Source organism: Bacillus sp. SJS (genome assembly GCF_000732485.2).
In the GTDB taxonomy this organism is placed as follows: domain Bacteria; phylum Bacillota; class Bacilli; order Bacillales; family Bacillaceae; genus Metabacillus_B; species Metabacillus_B sediminis.
The window spans coordinates 50,782-65,270 of the sequence record NZ_JAQV02000031.1 but is presented as its reverse complement, the minus strand read 5'-3'; the positions used below and the strand labels follow the sequence as shown (position 1 = coordinate 65,270).

Here is a 14,489-nt window from a genome sequence, read left to right as displayed (position 1 = left end):
TTCTATTTTTCTTTTTTGGTAATTGAACGAATGGCTTCTCTCGTATGATCAATATACTGAACTGTTTCACCGTATTGATTGGCTGCCATCCCTAAAAAGAGGACATCAATCAAGTAGAGCTGGGACAGCCTTGAGGAAGTCGCTGCACTTCTAAAAGGTGCTTCGTTCGAACTTGATGTATAAAGGCATACATCGCATAATGCTGTCATTCTGGATTGGCCGAAGTGTGTAAGGCCAATCGTCCTCACCCCCTTTTCATTCGCGAGTTTTAAGATTCGCAGAATTTCAGATGTTTCTCCTGAATAAGAAACCGCAAATACCACATCGTTCTGATCCGCATTGGCAATCAAAGTGGCAACTAAATGCAAATCTGCAAAGGCGGTGGCATTTTTATTGATCCTAAGCAGTTTTTGCTGGGCATCCGCAGCTACAATCCCTGAGGCTCCCACTCCATAAAAATGGACAGTTTTCGCTTCTGTCAGGAGCTGAACTGCTTTCTCCAGCTCATCGTAATTCAGAATTTCAGACGTATCCGTAATCGCCTGAATGCTGTTACTTGCTGTTTTCATGGCGATTGAATAGAGCGGCTCCTCCGGTTCAATATCACGGTAGCCCTGCTCGGCAGGCCTCAGAAGATCTCCGGCAATTCGAAGCTTTAAATCCTGGAAGCCTTTTAATCCGAGCGATTTGCATAATCTCACGACAGCAGCCCCGCTTGCTTTTGATGAAACACTGATTTGGCTTACGGTACTGTTTACGGCTTCATGCGGATTGTCGAGGATATATTGTGCGATCTTCCTCTCCGATTCCGGAAGACGTTCAATCGTTTGCTGAATAATGGATAAACCGCCTTTCGTCATGAAGAAAGATCCTTTTCAGCAAATGCTGTAATTGCTTTTCTGGCGTTTCCTCCTGACAGATCCAGCAGCTTCTGTGCCGATTCAGCATCTGAATTGGTTTTAATCATCACAATCGCCTTTTTGACTTGCAGATCGGCTGATTCAAGCATTGATTTTGCCGTTTCGTAGGGCACCGAGGTGACGGTTTCAATAATTGAAATCGCTCTCTCTTTAAGCTTGTGATTGCTCACGTTCACATCGACCATCAGGTTTTCGTACACCTTCCCGATTCTGATCATTGAAGCGGTAGAAATCATATTCAAAATCATTTTGTGTGCAGTAGCTGCTTTTAGCCTTGTTGATCCAGTCAGCACTTCGGGTCCGACAATCACTTCAATCCGATGCTCAGCATATCCGCTAATGAAAGCGTCTTCATTGCAAGATAGCGCAATCGTATGGGCACCCGTTTCGCTGGCATATTCAAGAGCACCGGCTACATATGGCGTTCTCCCGCTTGCTGCGATGCCAATAACGGTATCCGCTGCTGTGAGATTAAGAGACATAAGATCCTTTCTTCCTTCTTCCGGAGAATCCTCTGCACCCTCCACTGCCTTCAGAAAAGCTCCTTCCCCGCCTGCCATCACAGCCCTTACCTGTTCTGGTGATGTACGGAACGTTGGCGGACATTCAACCGCATCAAGAATTCCTAGCCTTCCGCTTGTTCCAGCTCCGGTGTAAATCAGCCTTCCCCCCTTCAAAAAGGAATCCACTGCACACTCTACTGCTTTGCTGATCTCGGGTAAAACGTTTTCGACGGCTTCTGCAACCTTCTTATCCTCAGCATTCATGATTTTTAATACATCTGCTGTATTCGCAGTATCAATATTCATCGAAAGCTCATTGCGTTTTTCAGTCGTTAGTTGTCTTAAAGGCTTTTCCATCGAACTTGTTACCTCCTGATTTGAACCGTTAGTATTCTGAATATTCATTTCCTATCATGATTATACGCTGATTTAAATATTTATTTCGATTATTTTTTAATTAAAGTGAAATTTTGTTTTAGTTTTGGTCGATTAGCTTTCAAAACATTGGACAATCCACACTTTTTATCCTTATCAAAAAGCATAAAGGACCGGCATTGGAGTTATATTCACCCTTTGCCAGTCCTTTCGTCGAAATTACAATCCTGTTCCCCCTTTTTTAACTGGTAAAATCAGATGGCTCTTAGACATATTCACTTCAATCTTCGTGCCTGCTTTTGGTCTGATTGTATATTCATAATCACTAGAGAGAATGACAATGCCTAGCTTGTGCCCCTTTTCAAATACATAATCATCCGGCTGCATGCTCCAGCTGAATGAATAGGATTTTCCAGGAATCAAAGTCTTGGATTTTGAGGACGATTGAACGTTCTGCGGATCCATCCACCCTCTTGTTACGATATTTGCCTGATTGTCAGGTCCATAATCCACTAGTAAAGCAGTGAGGTTCGCAGCAGGCTTACTTAGCGATGCTTGAATCGTAATCTTCGGTGTACCGCTGATCCGCAGCGGTTTATTCAGCTCCCCCGTCATAAAGGCAAGCCGGTTTTCATTTTCCTCATTCGGATTTTCAGCAAGTTCCTCCGCTTTTTTCATCGCGTCATCCAAAATGGTTTGAATGGAATTCTCGTTTTTAGATGTCTGTAATCCAATCAATCCTGCACCTTCAGCTTGTTTTGAAAAATACAGCTTCGTGTCTGAGGTGTTCTTTGCAGGCCATTTGGATTCGGTATGCCAGCTCTTGTCCTCGCGCTGAATATCAACCATCGGCTGTTTCATCACATCATTTTTTACATCATAAAGCCAATAATCAAACCATTTGTTAAGTGTTGTGAGCCATTCATCTTTTCTAAAGGAATAAGGATTAGCATGGCCTCCCTGATGGAGCCATAGCTTTCTCGGAACATGGTAAGTGCCGAGCGCTTCCCACCACTGGGCAAACTGCTTCGTTTTAACGTTCCAGTCATTTAATCCGTGCACGACGAGGACACTCGCTCTCACGTTGTGAGCTTTGCTTGCATAATCACGCGCTTTCCAAAACGCATTATAATCTCCCGATTCCCGGTCCTGCCCTTCTGTAAGCTCTTCCATTACAGGACGGCAAACCTCTGGATCCTCTCTGGTCAAAATAGCCTCTGCCATATTGTCTGTATCTTCACCCTGATAGCCTCCAGGAGCGGTTACCGCGCCATTGCTGCGGTAATAATCATACCAGCTGGAAATCGCTGCAACAGGAACAATCGTTTTAAGTCCTTTAACACCTGTTGCGGCCACTGCATTTGGAAGAGTTCCATTATAGGAAACACCCGTCATTCCGACTTTCCCTGTAGTCCAGTCGGCATTGATTTTATTTCCTCTGGCATCAAAAGCATCTGCGGTTCCATTCAGCCAGTCAATGACCGCCTTGGTGCCAAGGATCTCCCGATAATCCCCAGTTGAAGGGCAGCCTGTAGACTGACCTGTCCCAATGCTTTCCGCCAAAATGACCGCATATCCTCTTGGAACAAAATAATTGTCATAATAGCCCGGAAAATCAGCAGCTTTTGGTGCTTCCAATTTTGACATCACGCCGCTCTTTTTCCCTGCATTCAGCTCATGGTCCACGTCATAGACAGGCACATCGTTCAAACCTGCCCTGTAAGGGCTCATTTCAAAAATGACCGGTACCTTCAGTCCTTTTTCTGTTTCCTTAGGACGGATAATATCAGCATGGACTCTGTCCCTTTTTCCATCTTTGTCACTGTCAAGCGGAACCTCGACGAAAACAGTTTCCGTAATGGCCTCTTCCATAGAAAAAATCGGCTGAGTCATCCCATCCCTCACCAAAACGTTTTGAACGCCTCCATTGCCAGGCGGGCTAGCACCCATTAGCATAGAAACAGATAGTACTGAACAGCCAAGAATACGAATTGCTTTTTTCAACCCCTCATCTCTCCCTCCTATTTCTTCCAGTGGCTATTATTCTACTAAACCGGCATTGAAAAATTTGTAGGATTTTGAAGATACAGGAGGAGTCAGAACTATAGTCGCAGAGGATATAGTAAGTTTCATTCTTTTGAACTAAATGACGAAAAAAAAACAGCTGCATATTTTGCAACTGTTTCTATCTGCAAACCAGAATCTCTCTGGAAAACCGGCTCTTCACCGCCAGACCGCGATCCACAATCTCTAAACCTGCTTCTTTTATATAATCATCGATCGGATCAATCGTAACAAACACACATTTATCTGCAATCCGCTTCGCATTCTTAATGATTGAAATCTGGTCTTCCACTGTAATATGTGTATAAAGATTATAAGGAAGATCGATAATCGCTACATCATAGTGGTCTGATGCTTCTTCAATCGGGCCGATGGTTACATCTGCTTCAAATCCGAAGTGGGCAATATTTTCTCTGGCACCGGTAACAGCTAAGGGATTAATGTCTCTGCCCGTGATATGCACACCCATGGATAGAGCCTCTACCAGTACATTCCCGATTCCGCAGCATGGATCAATAACCGAAAGCCCTTCAGGATCCGGGACCGCAATGTTTACGAGAGCTCTTGCAACTCTCGTACTTAGAGCGGTGGAGTATTGACGGGGCTTTTTAAGATGCTTCAGCCACATAGCCTCACTGCGCTCATACGTCCCAAAATACCACCTGTCTCCAATAGCAGCAAGTCCGTATGTATGATCGGGCTTGCGTACATCCGCCTCGGCATCAATACTGTGACCGAGATCATACTCGATATTTCTTCGTTTTTCGTAATCAATCGGCATACCGCCGGCGAGCAGGCTCTGTTTTACACAGATTATTTTAAATGTTTCTTCCCCAAGCTTGATGGCCTGAATTTGTTCTTTAATTTCCTCGAGTGATTTCCCCTCGTATAAAACATCAATCTTTTCCCTGATAAAAGGACTTCTTCCTATTGAAATATTTCGATTGCTTTTAAATAAGTGCCCTGGGACTTCCTCACCGAAAAGCGATCTCAATTCCAGCATGCACAGCGATTCTTCTTCACGGCTATATGTATAAGTGTAGACATAGGTTTCAGTTGTTTCCAATGCATCTCATCCTTTAATTGATAAAAGAGGGGTTGCCCCCTCTTTTAAGATGTTATCCTATTTGGCTTTCAAACGCAGATGTTACGACTTCGAATTCCTCGTCGCTTTCGATCTCGGACAGTTCCCCATCTTCTTCTACTCTCAAAAAGAACAATTCGATTTCTTCAGTCGTTTCTTTTTCAATTTCTTCAGAAAAACTGACAGCTGCGTATTGTTTTCCTTCGATTTCGGCTGTTGCAAGCACCTCTAGCTCCTGGTCCTCGCCGTTCTCATCCTCCATCAGCAAAACATCTCCAACTTCAATCTTATCCATGGGCTTTCCTCCTAAAAATGGCTGCGATTTTAATTAAAGAAAACCTTATCTACGTTGTATTTTGCCTTTTCCTTGTTGATGGCATACGTCTCATAGATCTCGCGCTCAACCGGATCCTCTACATAGCAGATGGCAATTTCAGCAATCTCGTCACGGTGATCCTTAACAGCTGAAACGTTGTCTTCAAAATGTTTTTTGATGCGCAGTCTTAGCTTTCTTGCTTTACCGACAAATAGCAATTCATCATTTAGGTTGTAAAACATGAAAACTCCGCCTTTGTCCCTTGGGATTTTCAGGTAGTCGGTAAACCCGTATTTGCTGATAATGTCTATTTCTCCGGGATTTCCTTTTTGATCATTTTTTCTTAACACCAAGTCTGGTGATGGCATACTGATTTTTATCATCGTAATTCACTTCCTGCTTCTGTTGAATAGTTTGTTTCTTTAACTTTTGTATTATCTCATAACATCCGCTACTTATCCACTCCCTTACCAGCAAGCGTACTTGAATCCGATTAGAAAAGATTGCACGAAAAAAAGCATGTCAAAAATCCTTTTAATCAATTGGAATAAAAATAACGAAATGATAAATAATACTTTTGGTGCTTACAATTCGATAGGTCGAGGGTAAGTTCTCTACAAGCTAAAGTTGATGATAAAAGGAGGATTTCAAATGAAAAAGAAGATAATTATTGGGTTTTTTCTGATTTTTATAATGGTCCTTTCATGCTCGCCCGGCATTTTAGCGCTAGAGAATACAAAAGGGAATAAGGATATTGTTGATACGGCAGCAGAAGCAGGAGAATTTAAAATACTTGCTGCCGCCCTTGAAAAAGCAGGATTAGTTGAAACGCTTAAAGGTACTGGTCCGTATACTGTATTTGCTCCAACAGATCAGGCGTTTGAAAAGCTGCTGAAGGATTTGAACATTACTGCAGAAGAACTATTAAACAGAAAAGACTTAAAAGATATTCTGCTTTATCATGTCGTTCAAGGAAAAGTATTGTCGAGTGACCTCAAAAACGGAATGAAGGTAAAAACCCTTGCAGGCAAAGACGTAACGATATCGCTTGATCCTGTAAAGGTGAATAATGCCACTGTTGTAAATCCGGATGTAGAGGCATCTAATGGGGTTATTCACGTAATCGATACAGTACTGGTGCCTTAAAGCCAGAAGAACTATATATGAAAATGAGTACGATCAGAGAGCATTTTTTCTTAAAGAAAAGGTGCTCTTTTTTTGTTGGCTCCAATTCCAATTAGAACTTACCAACACGTGTTTAAGGCTCTTACCCGTAGCACAGCAGACCGGTATGCCAAGAGCACCCTCCTGAAATCAGCCAATTAGCGGATTCTGCTTCTGGTAATGGATACAGCTGTCAGCATGAAAAAAGAGATTCCAATAATAGAGAGCACCCACATCCAGGCGAGCTCCATATCTCCTGAGTCAATTGCCATATAGATAGCAGTCGGAACGGTTTGTGTCTTTCCCGGAATATTACCTGCAAACATTAAGGTTGCTCCAAATTCACCCAGAGCTCTCGCAAAGCTTAGTAATAAGCCAGTTACAATCGAGCCTGCTGCCAAAGGAAGGGAGATATGCAAAAGCACCCTGCCTTGGCTGGCACCATCCACTTTCGCCGCGTCCTCAATATCCGGATCAATTGATTCCAGTCCTGTTTTAGCAGACTGGTACATGAGAGGAAATGCCACAACTGCGGAAGCAATCACTCCTGCCCACCAAGTAAACATAATAGGAGAACCGAATAAGGAAATAATTGCTTGTCCAACCGGGCTTCTGCTGCCAAAAATAACAATCAGCAGAAAGCCAACTACAGATGGCGGAAGAACGAGCGGAAGCAATAGGAGGGTTTCGATGATGACCTTTCCACGAAAGAATTTCCTTGCCATTATGACGGCGGCAAGTATTCCTGTAAAACCAACGAATAAAGTTGAGATAAGGGCGATCTCAATAGAAAGGCGGATTGGTTCCCAAAAAGAACTGTCCATTACGTTTGCTCAGCCTTCAAAAATCCATATTTTTGAAAGGTTTTCATTGCTTGCTTGCTTGTCAGATACGTATAAAGCTTCTCCGCTTCTTCTGGATGGCGGGTTTCTTTCAAAATTCCAAGCGGATAAATGATGGCAGAATGGGATCCCTCAGGAGGAACGGCTGCGACCTTCACATTTTTAGATGCAGAAGCATCCGTTTTATAAACGATCCCCGCCTCCGCATTTCCTGTTTCAACATAATTTAAGACTTGTCTCACATCTTTACCGTAAACAACTTTTTCTTTGAGGCTGTCCCATAGATCGAGATTTGATAAGGTTTCTTTCGCATAGTGTCCGGCAGGTACAGATTCCGGTGTTCCCATAGCAAAAGTTCCTTTTAACTGATCCAGATTTTGGAATGCACCGATTTTAGAATCCTTGCTCGTGATGAGGACAATTTCGTTTCCAACTAAGTCGGTTGCATGCTGTTTATCGATTTTCCCTTCCTCTTGCAGCACATCGAACTTATCTTCAGCAGCTGAAAAAAACAAGTCGGCAGGGGCACCCTGAGAAATCTGCTGCTGGAGCGCTCCCGACCCGCCATAATTAAAGGAAACCTGAATGCTTGGATGCTTCTTATTGAAATCCTTTTGAAGCTCGGTCAGGACATCCTTTAAACTGGCTGCTGCGGAAACCGTCAATTCAGTTTTGCCTTTTTCAGCAGAAGAAGAGCATCCGCTCAACGCAATTATGGCCGCCATTGATGCCATCAGCATGAATGTTTTCATATGTATTCACCCTTGTCTTTTATCTAAAGTTGTCAGCCACCGCTAACTGGCGGAATAAAAGCGACTGTGTCCCCTGCTTTCACAATCTCATCATCTGGAACAAAACTTTCATTGATTGCTGCCATGGCATGCTGAAATGAGGATCCTGGATACTCGGATTCCAGTACTTTCTTTAAATCACTTACCGAAATATTCGATTTTTCCACTTCAACCTGTTCCTTGCCTATGCTTTCTCTATTTGCTGCAAACAGTAAAACCTTAATCATAGCGCGTTTCCTCCCTCCGGCGGCTTTCCCTCTGAATATGCCTGTTTTTCAAGCTGGTCCCCGACCCACATCGTCCCGTCTTCCCAGAATTCTTTCTTCCAAATCGGCACAATCTGTTTAATCCGCTCAATGGCATATTCATTTGCTGTGTATGCTGTTTTTCTGTGCGGGGAGGATACAGTAATAACCACCGCAATATCTGAGATTTCAAGGCGCCCGATCCGGTGAGTAATCGCAATTTTGGCATCCGGCCATTTTTGAATGACTTCCTCGCCAATCTGCGAAAGCATTTTGACAGCCATCGGTTCGTATGCCTGATACTCCAGATGAAGTGTTCTTTTCCCATTGGTTAGCTCTCGGACCGTTCCAATAAAAGTTGTGATGGCTCCTGCTTCTCTTCTCGAGACCTTTTGAATCAATTCCTCTGTTTTAATCTGTTCTTCCGTTAAGCTAAATAACGTCTCTTCCATTTTGTTTTGCCACTTCTTTCATTAAAAAATCAAGATACAAATCTTCTTCATCTATGAAAAAATGCTTTACACCGGGAAAATGCTCTTTTTGTATAGAGCGGTTTGAAATGACACACATAATGCCCTGGAGTTCATGAAAAAGAGGGAAATCCTCCTCTTTGCTTATTAACAGAACCTTTGGAAACGGGTCTTTCTTATAGCCTTCAATGAATAATACATCCAGATCAAAAAAAGAATAAAGCTCAATCAATCGATCTAGTCTATGATTTTCTAGTCTTACAGATAGCTGAAGAGTTCCTTCACCCTCGGCACCTGCTACAATGGCACCAGCTTTAAAATGCCCGGTGCTGTCTTTTAGAGGAAGATCCGGGGTTCCGCCGTGTCCATGATGCTTGAGTGAACCGGCTGCCAGCCCCTGGTCTGCTGCCCGGGCTATCAGCTTTTTCATTAGTGTCGTTTTCCCGCTGTTCTGATAGCCTGTTATCTGTAGGATGGCACAATGTTTTCCCATGGCCATTCACTCCCCGACACATCATTTAATAAAAGAGCATCCACGAGCATGCCCTTTTCATAGCCTCTCGTTCCCCCCGGAAGTAAAATAAACGCATCTGCATCAGCCAGAGAGGAAACCGCGCTGGATTTGTTGAATCCGGATGGTGTGACGGAAATTCGTCCATCCTCTTCATAGCCTATGTACGCGCGTACAAAGCGCATGAAAGGATTCGCTTTTTTGAAATCGGCTCCTAAAACCGCTTTTACTTTCTTAAGGTGGGGCTGCTTATTTCCCTGCGCTTTTCTGATGACCGGACGGACAAAAAGCTCGAATCCAACATAGCAGGCTGACGGATTACCGGACAGACCAAATAGAAGCTTCCCGTTGACCTCCGCTACCGTTGTTACACTGCCCGGCCTCATGGCGACCTTGTTAAAAAGGACAGCGGCATTAAGTTTTTCATAAATGGCTGGAAGGTAATCATAATCCCCTACTGACACTCCGCCTGTGGTGATCAGTAAATCCACCTGCTCCATCGCTTTTTGGATGGTTTTATAGCAGGAATCAAAATCATCTTTAAGCTTTCCAAAATAAAGAGCTTTTGCGCCAGCCCTTTCAATTTGTGAAAGAATCATATAAGCATTGCTGTTGCGGATTTTCCCGGGCTCAAGCGCTTCCTCCACTTCCAGCAGCTCACTTCCTGTAGCAATAACCCCAATTACCGGTTTTACGGATACAGGAACTTGATGATAGCCAAACGCAGCAAGCAAGGCTGATATCCCGGCATTAATTACCGTTCCTTTTTTGACCAGAACCGTTCCTTCCTGTGTATCCTCACCCTTGAAGGATACATTGTCACCTTTATTATAGGCACGGTTCAGTTCAATAAGTTTCTTTCCCTCTATCGTATGTTCTTTGACTAATTCAAGCATGACAACCGCATCGAATCCTTTCGGTATGGCAGCTCCCGTCATGATCCTGACCGCTTCAAAAGGCTCTGCCGGTTTTGTATGCAGCGAACCTGCACCAATCTCGCCGGCAACCTGAAGCATTACCCTTTTTTTTCCTAGGGTATCCTCTGATCTGATCGCAAAACCATCGTAGGGGGAGCGGTCAAAGGCCGGAATATCATGGTCTGCAATCAAATCCACCGCCAGAAACCGGCCGTATGCCTGTTGGAGCGGAACCGATTCAATCTTTCCGGTTCCCGCAAACTTCATTACTCTATTTACTGCATCCCCTACAGGAATCGGGGTTCGTTTTTCAATCATCACGGATCCTCCTAACCAAGGATTTGATAATACAATTTTTTCGCTTCCTGTATACTGTTTGTCCCATGTATGAAGACACGGCCATCCTGGAATATCACCAGTCTGTGCCCTTGTAGCGTGCAGGATAATAGGAACGGATTCCGTTCAATCTTTCCATGAACACTCAGCCGTTTTTCAAGCTCATCGAGGTTATGATAAATGGGTTCTGGCGGACGGATCTGAACCGTATTCCTTCCGCAAAGCAATTCTGATTTGGTCTGATTCTCAAATTTTAAATGCGGGTATGAAGGATTTGATCCGCAGGTCGGGCAATTCTCTTTCTTTACTTTATCAAATTTAATGGAAAAATGCTGATTATTCCATAAATCAAAACTAATAAACGTCTCTCTTAGGTGATCCATATCTTCTACCAGGATCTTCATGGCTTCTGCTGTCTGATAGGCTGCCGTGATTTGTACTGCAGGGCTGATAATCCCGACTGTGTCACACGTTGCTCCTGATGGAGGCATCCGCTCCAGCAAACATTTAAGACATGGGGTTTTTCCGGGAAGAATGGTGCAGGTCACGCCATAACTCCCAACACAGGAACCATAGATCCATGGAATACGGAACTTATGGGATAAATCATTTAACACGAAACGGATATCAAAGTTATCAGCTGCATCAATGATCAAATCAATGTCATGAAGCAGCGGTTCCAAATTTCCAGGTGCAGCATCTTCTACATATGCTTCTACATGAACATCAGTGTTGATCCGGGCCAGCCTGTTTTTTGCTGCAAGGGCCTTAGGCATTTTTTCTCTGGCATCCTTTTCTTCATACAATTGCTGGCGCTGAAGATTACTCCATTCTACATAATCACGATCAATCAATGTAAGCTTCCCGATACCTGCTCTGGCAAGCATTTCAGCCGCTGCGCTTCCGAGAGCTCCGGTTCCAACAATCAGCACATGTTTGCTGCTGATCTGATCCTGACCATGTTTTCCTATAGGTGCGAACAAATGCTGTCTTGAATAGCGATCGTCCATGTTCCATGCCCCCCTTTTGCTTTTTAAATTGAAAACGAGGACCGACTAGTCTCCTAGTCAGTCCTGTTTTTTTTTCTTATGAGGCCTTTCTTGATGGAACCGATGAATCCATTTTTTGCTTGTAATAAGCCGTAAAGTAAGCCATTCCTACAAATACAGCACCGCCTATTATATTTCCTATTAAAGTAGGAACAAAATTACTGAAGTAATCCATCCAAGTAAAGTGTCCTGCGAATATAGCAGCCGGAATCAGGAACATATTCGCGACAACGTGCTGAAAGCCGATGGCAACAAAGGCCATGATTGGAAACCAGATTCCTAAAATTTTTCCCCCGACGTCCTCTGCTCCTGTTGACAGCCAGATAGCCAGACATACAAGCCAGTTGCATCCAATGGCGGAAACGAGGGTTTGACCAAAGGACTCATCAAGTTTCGCTCCGGCAATCGCTACGGTTTTGTCCAAAAAGGGCCCAGCCTCTGTTAATCCGACAACGTGCCCAAAAAAGTAGGCAACAAATAAGGCGCCGAGAAAATTGGCGAGGATAACCAAAATCCAATTCAAACCAAGATCCTTCAAGGAAACCTTTTTCGCGTAAAACGCCATGGATACAGACATGATGTTCCCTGTGATTAGTTCCCCGCCGGCAAGGACAATCAGCATCAAACCTACCGGGAAAACAGCTCCTCCGAGCAAGGACGCAAAGCTTCCCCATTCAGCCGGAAGATTTCCGATTACACGGATATCGAGCAGGAACCCAAATGAGATAAAAGCTCCCCCGAGAAATCCAAGAATCCATAATACAGGCATTGGCAGCCTGATTTTGTTAACCCCTGCTTCAATCGTTTTTTCTGCAATCTGCTGCGGCTTAAGATATGCCATTCTACTCTCTCCCATCTTCAAATAAAAAGGCAGCACTCATATAGCCCGTTCAAAGAAGGGGCTTTAAGAATGCTGCCAAATCCTGCTGCAATCCCATACAGCAAAATCATTCATCATTTTTCCCATAATAAAAAATATGCAGGTCTTGCATATCTTCCATTATTGCTCAAACAATCATATCCTATCAAAAAAATGATGAGAAAGCTATACAGCATTATTCAGTCAGCCGCCAATATGGGACATTTCTACTTTTGATCCGGAGGTTTTTCCCTCCCTGCGTTCATCCGAATACCGGTCTTTCCGGTGATTCCAAATGGAGGAAAGGATATCGAGAAGCTCCTGGTCACTTTTTTCTGACCTCAGCTGATTTCGCAGATCAAACCCGTCCGCCGCAAAAAGACACGTATAGAGTTTCCCTTCAGCAGATACTCTCGCTCTCGAACAGGCAGAGCAAAATGAATCTGTAACCGACGAGATCACACCGATTTCCTGTCCATCGTCCAAGTACCGGTATCGAGTTGCCACTTCCCCTGTATAATTCGGTGAAAGAGGCTCGATTGGCATGACTTGTCCGATTCTATTCAGAATCTCCTGCTTGGAGTAAACCTCGTCCATTTTCCAGCCGTTCGTATTTCCCACATCCATATATTCGATAAACCGCAGAATGTGCTGCTTTTCTTTAAAATATCTTGCCATGGGAATGATATCCTGGTCGTTCTTCCCTTTTTGTACAACCATATTAATTTTCACTTGAAGGCCTGCATCTGCTGCAGCCTCAATACCCTCCAGTACCCTTTTTACACTGCTTCTATTCCCGTTTAAGCTGCTGAATCTTTCTTCATCAAGTGAATCAAGGCTTACAGTCACCCGGTGCAAACCAGCTTGCTTTAATGCTCCAGCCTGCTTTTTCAAGAGAGATCCATTTGTAGTAATCGCGATGTCCTTTATCCCGTCAATGACTGCAAGACGTTCGATCAGCCCGGGAAGATTTTTTCTTAAAAGCGGTTCGCCGCCTGTTATTCTGACTTTCTCCACTCCAAGCGAAGCGAAAAGCTTTGTCAACCGCTCCATTTCGTCAAAGGATAAGATATGATCCGAGGATAAAAACGAATAATCCGGACCGAATATTTCTTCAGGCATGCAATACCTGCACCGAAAATTGCAGCGGTCCGTTACAGAAAGGCGCAAATCCCGGAGCGGACGCTGAAGTGTATCGGTTACACTGTTTTTCATAGCTGTTCCCTCTCCTTCCAAGTCATTGTTCATCCAGCTTGATCCGTTCAGGGTGCGTATAGATATTCATTGACTCATTTCGGATAAAGCCTGCTGCCGTAATGCCCAGTTCATCAGCAAGCTTTAGCGCAAGCTCTGTCGGTGCTGATTTGGAGAGAACCATCTCACAGCCGATTTTTGCAACCTTCAGCAGAATTTCTGAAGAGATGCGGCCGCTGAATACAATGATCTTGTCTTCAATCGATATTTTGTTTTTCAAGCAATAACCATATATTTTATCAAGGGCATTATGACGCCCGATATCCATTCTGCTTAAAATCATTCCATTTACATCACATAATGCAGCATTATGCACCCCGCCTGTATTTTGGAATGTTTGAGCAGATTTCTGCATGTCTTCCATCAGTCTGAAACAATCTGCTGGGGTTACTTTTACCCGGACTCCGTCCATTTTTTTGGCGGTAAGTGCGTCGTTGACAAAGACAAATCCCTGTCTGCTCATCCCGCAGCAGGAAGTAATATAGCGCTTACTTTGAAAGTTTTCATAATAGGGATTTATATGGTCTGTTTTCACATGAACATACCCTTCTTTTTCCTGCATCCAAATCTCTTTAATGTCATCATACTTGCGAATTACACCCTCAGATGCCAAAAAACCGGCAACCATGTCTTCCACGTATTCCGGAGTGCAGACCATTGTCACAAGTTCTTTTCCATTCACTTTCACCGTTACTGGAAATTCGGTAACCACTGTATCCTCCAGGCACTCTGATCTGCCATTTGAAACCCGGATAATCTCTCTTTTTATCTGGATTGGCTCCAATAGGA

The 14,489-nt window shown here is 43.8% G+C and carries 17 protein-coding genes; 1 reads left to right on the top strand and 16 read right to left on the bottom strand.

All coding sequences use genetic code 11. The annotated features are described in order from the left end of the window. Nucleotides 1-2: 2 nt before the first annotated feature. The 6 genes from AS29_RS17865 to AS29_RS17840 form a co-directional block, all read right to left on the bottom strand. Nucleotides 3-860, bottom strand: coding sequence for a MurR/RpiR family transcriptional regulator (locus AS29_RS17865; protein WP_035411451.1), 858 nt, complete (start codon nt 858-860; stop codon nt 3-5). Continuing rightward, the gene (murQ, locus tag AS29_RS17860) at nt 857-1,780 is read right to left on the bottom strand and encodes an N-acetylmuramic acid 6-phosphate etherase (RefSeq protein ID WP_035411448.1); all 924 of its coding nucleotides are present in this window, start codon (nt 1,778-1,780) and stop codon (nt 857-859) included. The genes AS29_RS17865 and murQ overlap by 4 nt, the downstream gene beginning before the upstream one ends. 237 nt (nt 1,781-2,017) lie before the next feature. Further along, nucleotides 2,018-3,754, bottom strand: coding sequence for a Xaa-Pro dipeptidyl-peptidase (locus tag AS29_RS17855; protein WP_051860825.1), 1,737 nt, complete (start codon nt 3,752-3,754; stop codon nt 2,018-2,020). 229 nt (nt 3,755-3,983) lie between these two features. Further along, nucleotides 3,984-4,928, bottom strand: coding sequence for a TRM11 family SAM-dependent methyltransferase (locus tag AS29_RS17850; protein ID WP_035411443.1), 945 nt, complete (start codon nt 4,926-4,928; stop codon nt 3,984-3,986). 52 nt (nt 4,929-4,980) lie between these two features. Further along, nucleotides 4,981-5,241, bottom strand: a complete 261-nt coding sequence (locus tag AS29_RS17845) for a DUF1292 domain-containing protein (protein ID WP_035411440.1) — start codon at nt 5,239-5,241, stop codon at nt 4,981-4,983. A gap of 29 nt (nt 5,242-5,270) precedes the next feature. Continuing rightward, nucleotides 5,271-5,645, bottom strand: coding sequence for a nucleotide excision repair endonuclease (locus tag AS29_RS17840; protein WP_035411437.1), 375 nt, complete (start codon nt 5,643-5,645; stop codon nt 5,271-5,273). Nucleotides 5,646-5,913: 268 nt separating this feature from the next. Between AS29_RS17840 and AS29_RS17835 the strand changes: the two genes are divergently transcribed. After that, a complete protein-coding gene (locus tag AS29_RS17835) occupies nt 5,914-6,408 on the top strand; it encodes a fasciclin domain-containing protein (RefSeq protein ID WP_082883907.1) in 495 nt (164 codons plus the stop codon). Between the two features lie 176 nt (nt 6,409-6,584). Here the strand turns inward: AS29_RS17835 and modB are convergent, their stop codons facing one another. The 10 genes from modB to fdhD all read right to left on the bottom strand — a co-directional run bounded on the left by modB (nt 6,585) and on the right by fdhD (nt 14,484). Then, a complete protein-coding gene (gene modB, locus AS29_RS17830; RefSeq protein WP_035411434.1) occupies nt 6,585-7,250 on the bottom strand; it encodes a molybdate ABC transporter permease subunit in 666 nt (221 codons plus the stop codon). Next, nucleotides 7,250-8,020, bottom strand: coding sequence for a molybdate ABC transporter substrate-binding protein (gene modA, locus AS29_RS17825; protein ID WP_035411431.1), 771 nt, complete (start codon nt 8,018-8,020; stop codon nt 7,250-7,252). The genes modB and modA overlap by 1 nt, the downstream gene beginning before the upstream one ends. Before the next feature lie 32 nt (nt 8,021-8,052). Continuing rightward, the gene (gene moaD, locus AS29_RS17820) at nt 8,053-8,286 is read right to left on the bottom strand and encodes a molybdopterin converting factor subunit 1 (protein WP_035411428.1); all 234 of its coding nucleotides are present in this window, start codon (nt 8,284-8,286) and stop codon (nt 8,053-8,055) included. Then, nucleotides 8,283-8,756, bottom strand: a complete 474-nt coding sequence (locus tag AS29_RS17815) for a molybdenum cofactor biosynthesis protein MoaE (RefSeq protein WP_035411425.1) — start codon at nt 8,754-8,756, stop codon at nt 8,283-8,285. Before AS29_RS17815 ends, moaD begins: the two co-directional genes overlap by 4 nt. Beyond that, nucleotides 8,737-9,267 carry a molybdopterin-guanine dinucleotide biosynthesis protein B gene (gene mobB / locus AS29_RS17810; protein WP_231889981.1) on the bottom strand — a complete coding sequence of 177 codons (531 nt, stop codon included), beginning with the start codon at nt 9,265-9,267 and terminating at the stop codon, nt 8,737-8,739. Before mobB ends, AS29_RS17815 begins: the two co-directional genes overlap by 20 nt. After that, a complete protein-coding gene (locus tag AS29_RS17805; RefSeq protein WP_035411419.1) occupies nt 9,237-10,520 on the bottom strand; it encodes a molybdopterin molybdotransferase MoeA in 1,284 nt (427 codons plus the stop codon). Before AS29_RS17805 ends, mobB begins: the two co-directional genes overlap by 31 nt. An 11-nt stretch (nt 10,521-10,531) precedes the next feature. Further along, nucleotides 10,532-11,548 (bottom strand): MoeB/ThiF family adenylyltransferase, encoded by a 1,017-nt coding sequence (locus AS29_RS17800; RefSeq protein WP_035411416.1) that lies wholly within the window; start codon nt 11,546-11,548, stop codon nt 10,532-10,534. 76 nt (nt 11,549-11,624) lie between these two features. After that, nucleotides 11,625-12,428, bottom strand: coding sequence for a formate/nitrite transporter family protein (locus AS29_RS17795; protein ID WP_035411413.1), 804 nt, complete (start codon nt 12,426-12,428; stop codon nt 11,625-11,627). 222 nt (nt 12,429-12,650) lie between these two features. Further along, nucleotides 12,651-13,661 carry a GTP 3',8-cyclase MoaA gene (gene moaA, locus AS29_RS17785; RefSeq protein ID WP_035412035.1) on the bottom strand — a complete coding sequence of 337 codons (1,011 nt, stop codon included), beginning with the start codon at nt 13,659-13,661 and terminating at the stop codon, nt 12,651-12,653. A 22-nt stretch (nt 13,662-13,683) separates the two neighbouring features. Beyond that, a complete protein-coding gene (gene fdhD / locus AS29_RS17780) occupies nt 13,684-14,484 on the bottom strand; it encodes a formate dehydrogenase accessory sulfurtransferase FdhD (protein WP_035411407.1) in 801 nt (266 codons plus the stop codon). Between the last annotated feature and the right edge of the window lie 5 nt (nt 14,485-14,489).

Excerpts from the sequence above, each read along its gene's own strand:
- AS29_RS17865 (WP_035411451.1), bottom strand. The coding sequence starts at position 860 with ATGACGAAAGGCGGTTTATCCATTATTCAGCAAACGATTGAACGTCTT.
- murQ (WP_035411448.1), bottom strand. The coding sequence starts at position 1,780 with ATGGAAAAGCCTTTAAGACAACTAACGACTGAAAAACGCAATGAGCTT.
- AS29_RS17855 (WP_051860825.1), bottom strand. The coding sequence starts at position 3,754 with ATGCTAATGGGTGCTAGCCCGCCTGGCAATGGAGGCGTTCAAAACGTT.
- AS29_RS17845 (WP_035411440.1), bottom strand. The coding sequence starts at position 5,241 with ATGGATAAGATTGAAGTTGGAGATGTTTTGCTGATGGAGGATGAGAAC.
- AS29_RS17840 (WP_035411437.1), bottom strand. The coding sequence starts at position 5,645 with ATGATAAAAATCAGTATGCCATCACCAGACTTGGTGTTAAGAAAAAAT.
- AS29_RS17835 (WP_082883907.1), top strand. The coding sequence starts at position 5,914 with ATGAAAAAGAAGATAATTATTGGGTTTTTTCTGATTTTTATAATGGTC.
- modB (WP_035411434.1), bottom strand. The coding sequence starts at position 7,250 with ATGGACAGTTCTTTTTGGGAACCAATCCGCCTTTCTATTGAGATCGCC.
- modA (WP_035411431.1), bottom strand. The coding sequence starts at position 8,020 with ATGAAAACATTCATGCTGATGGCATCAATGGCGGCCATAATTGCGTTG.
- moaD (WP_035411428.1), bottom strand. The coding sequence starts at position 8,286 with ATGATTAAGGTTTTACTGTTTGCAGCAAATAGAGAAAGCATAGGCAAG.
- AS29_RS17815 (WP_035411425.1), bottom strand. The coding sequence starts at position 8,756 with ATGGAAGAGACGTTATTTAGCTTAACGGAAGAACAGATTAAAACAGAG.
- mobB (WP_231889981.1), bottom strand. The coding sequence starts at position 9,267 with ATGGGAAAACATTGTGCCATCCTACAGATAACAGGCTATCAGAACAGC.
- AS29_RS17805 (WP_035411419.1), bottom strand. The coding sequence starts at position 10,520 with ATGATTGAAAAACGAACCCCGATTCCTGTAGGGGATGCAGTAAATAGA.
- AS29_RS17800 (WP_035411416.1), bottom strand. The coding sequence starts at position 11,548 with ATGGACGATCGCTATTCAAGACAGCATTTGTTCGCACCTATAGGAAAA.
- AS29_RS17795 (WP_035411413.1), bottom strand. The coding sequence starts at position 12,428 with ATGGCATATCTTAAGCCGCAGCAGATTGCAGAAAAAACGATTGAAGCA.
- moaA (WP_035412035.1), bottom strand. The coding sequence starts at position 13,661 with ATGAAAAACAGTGTAACCGATACACTTCAGCGTCCGCTCCGGGATTTG.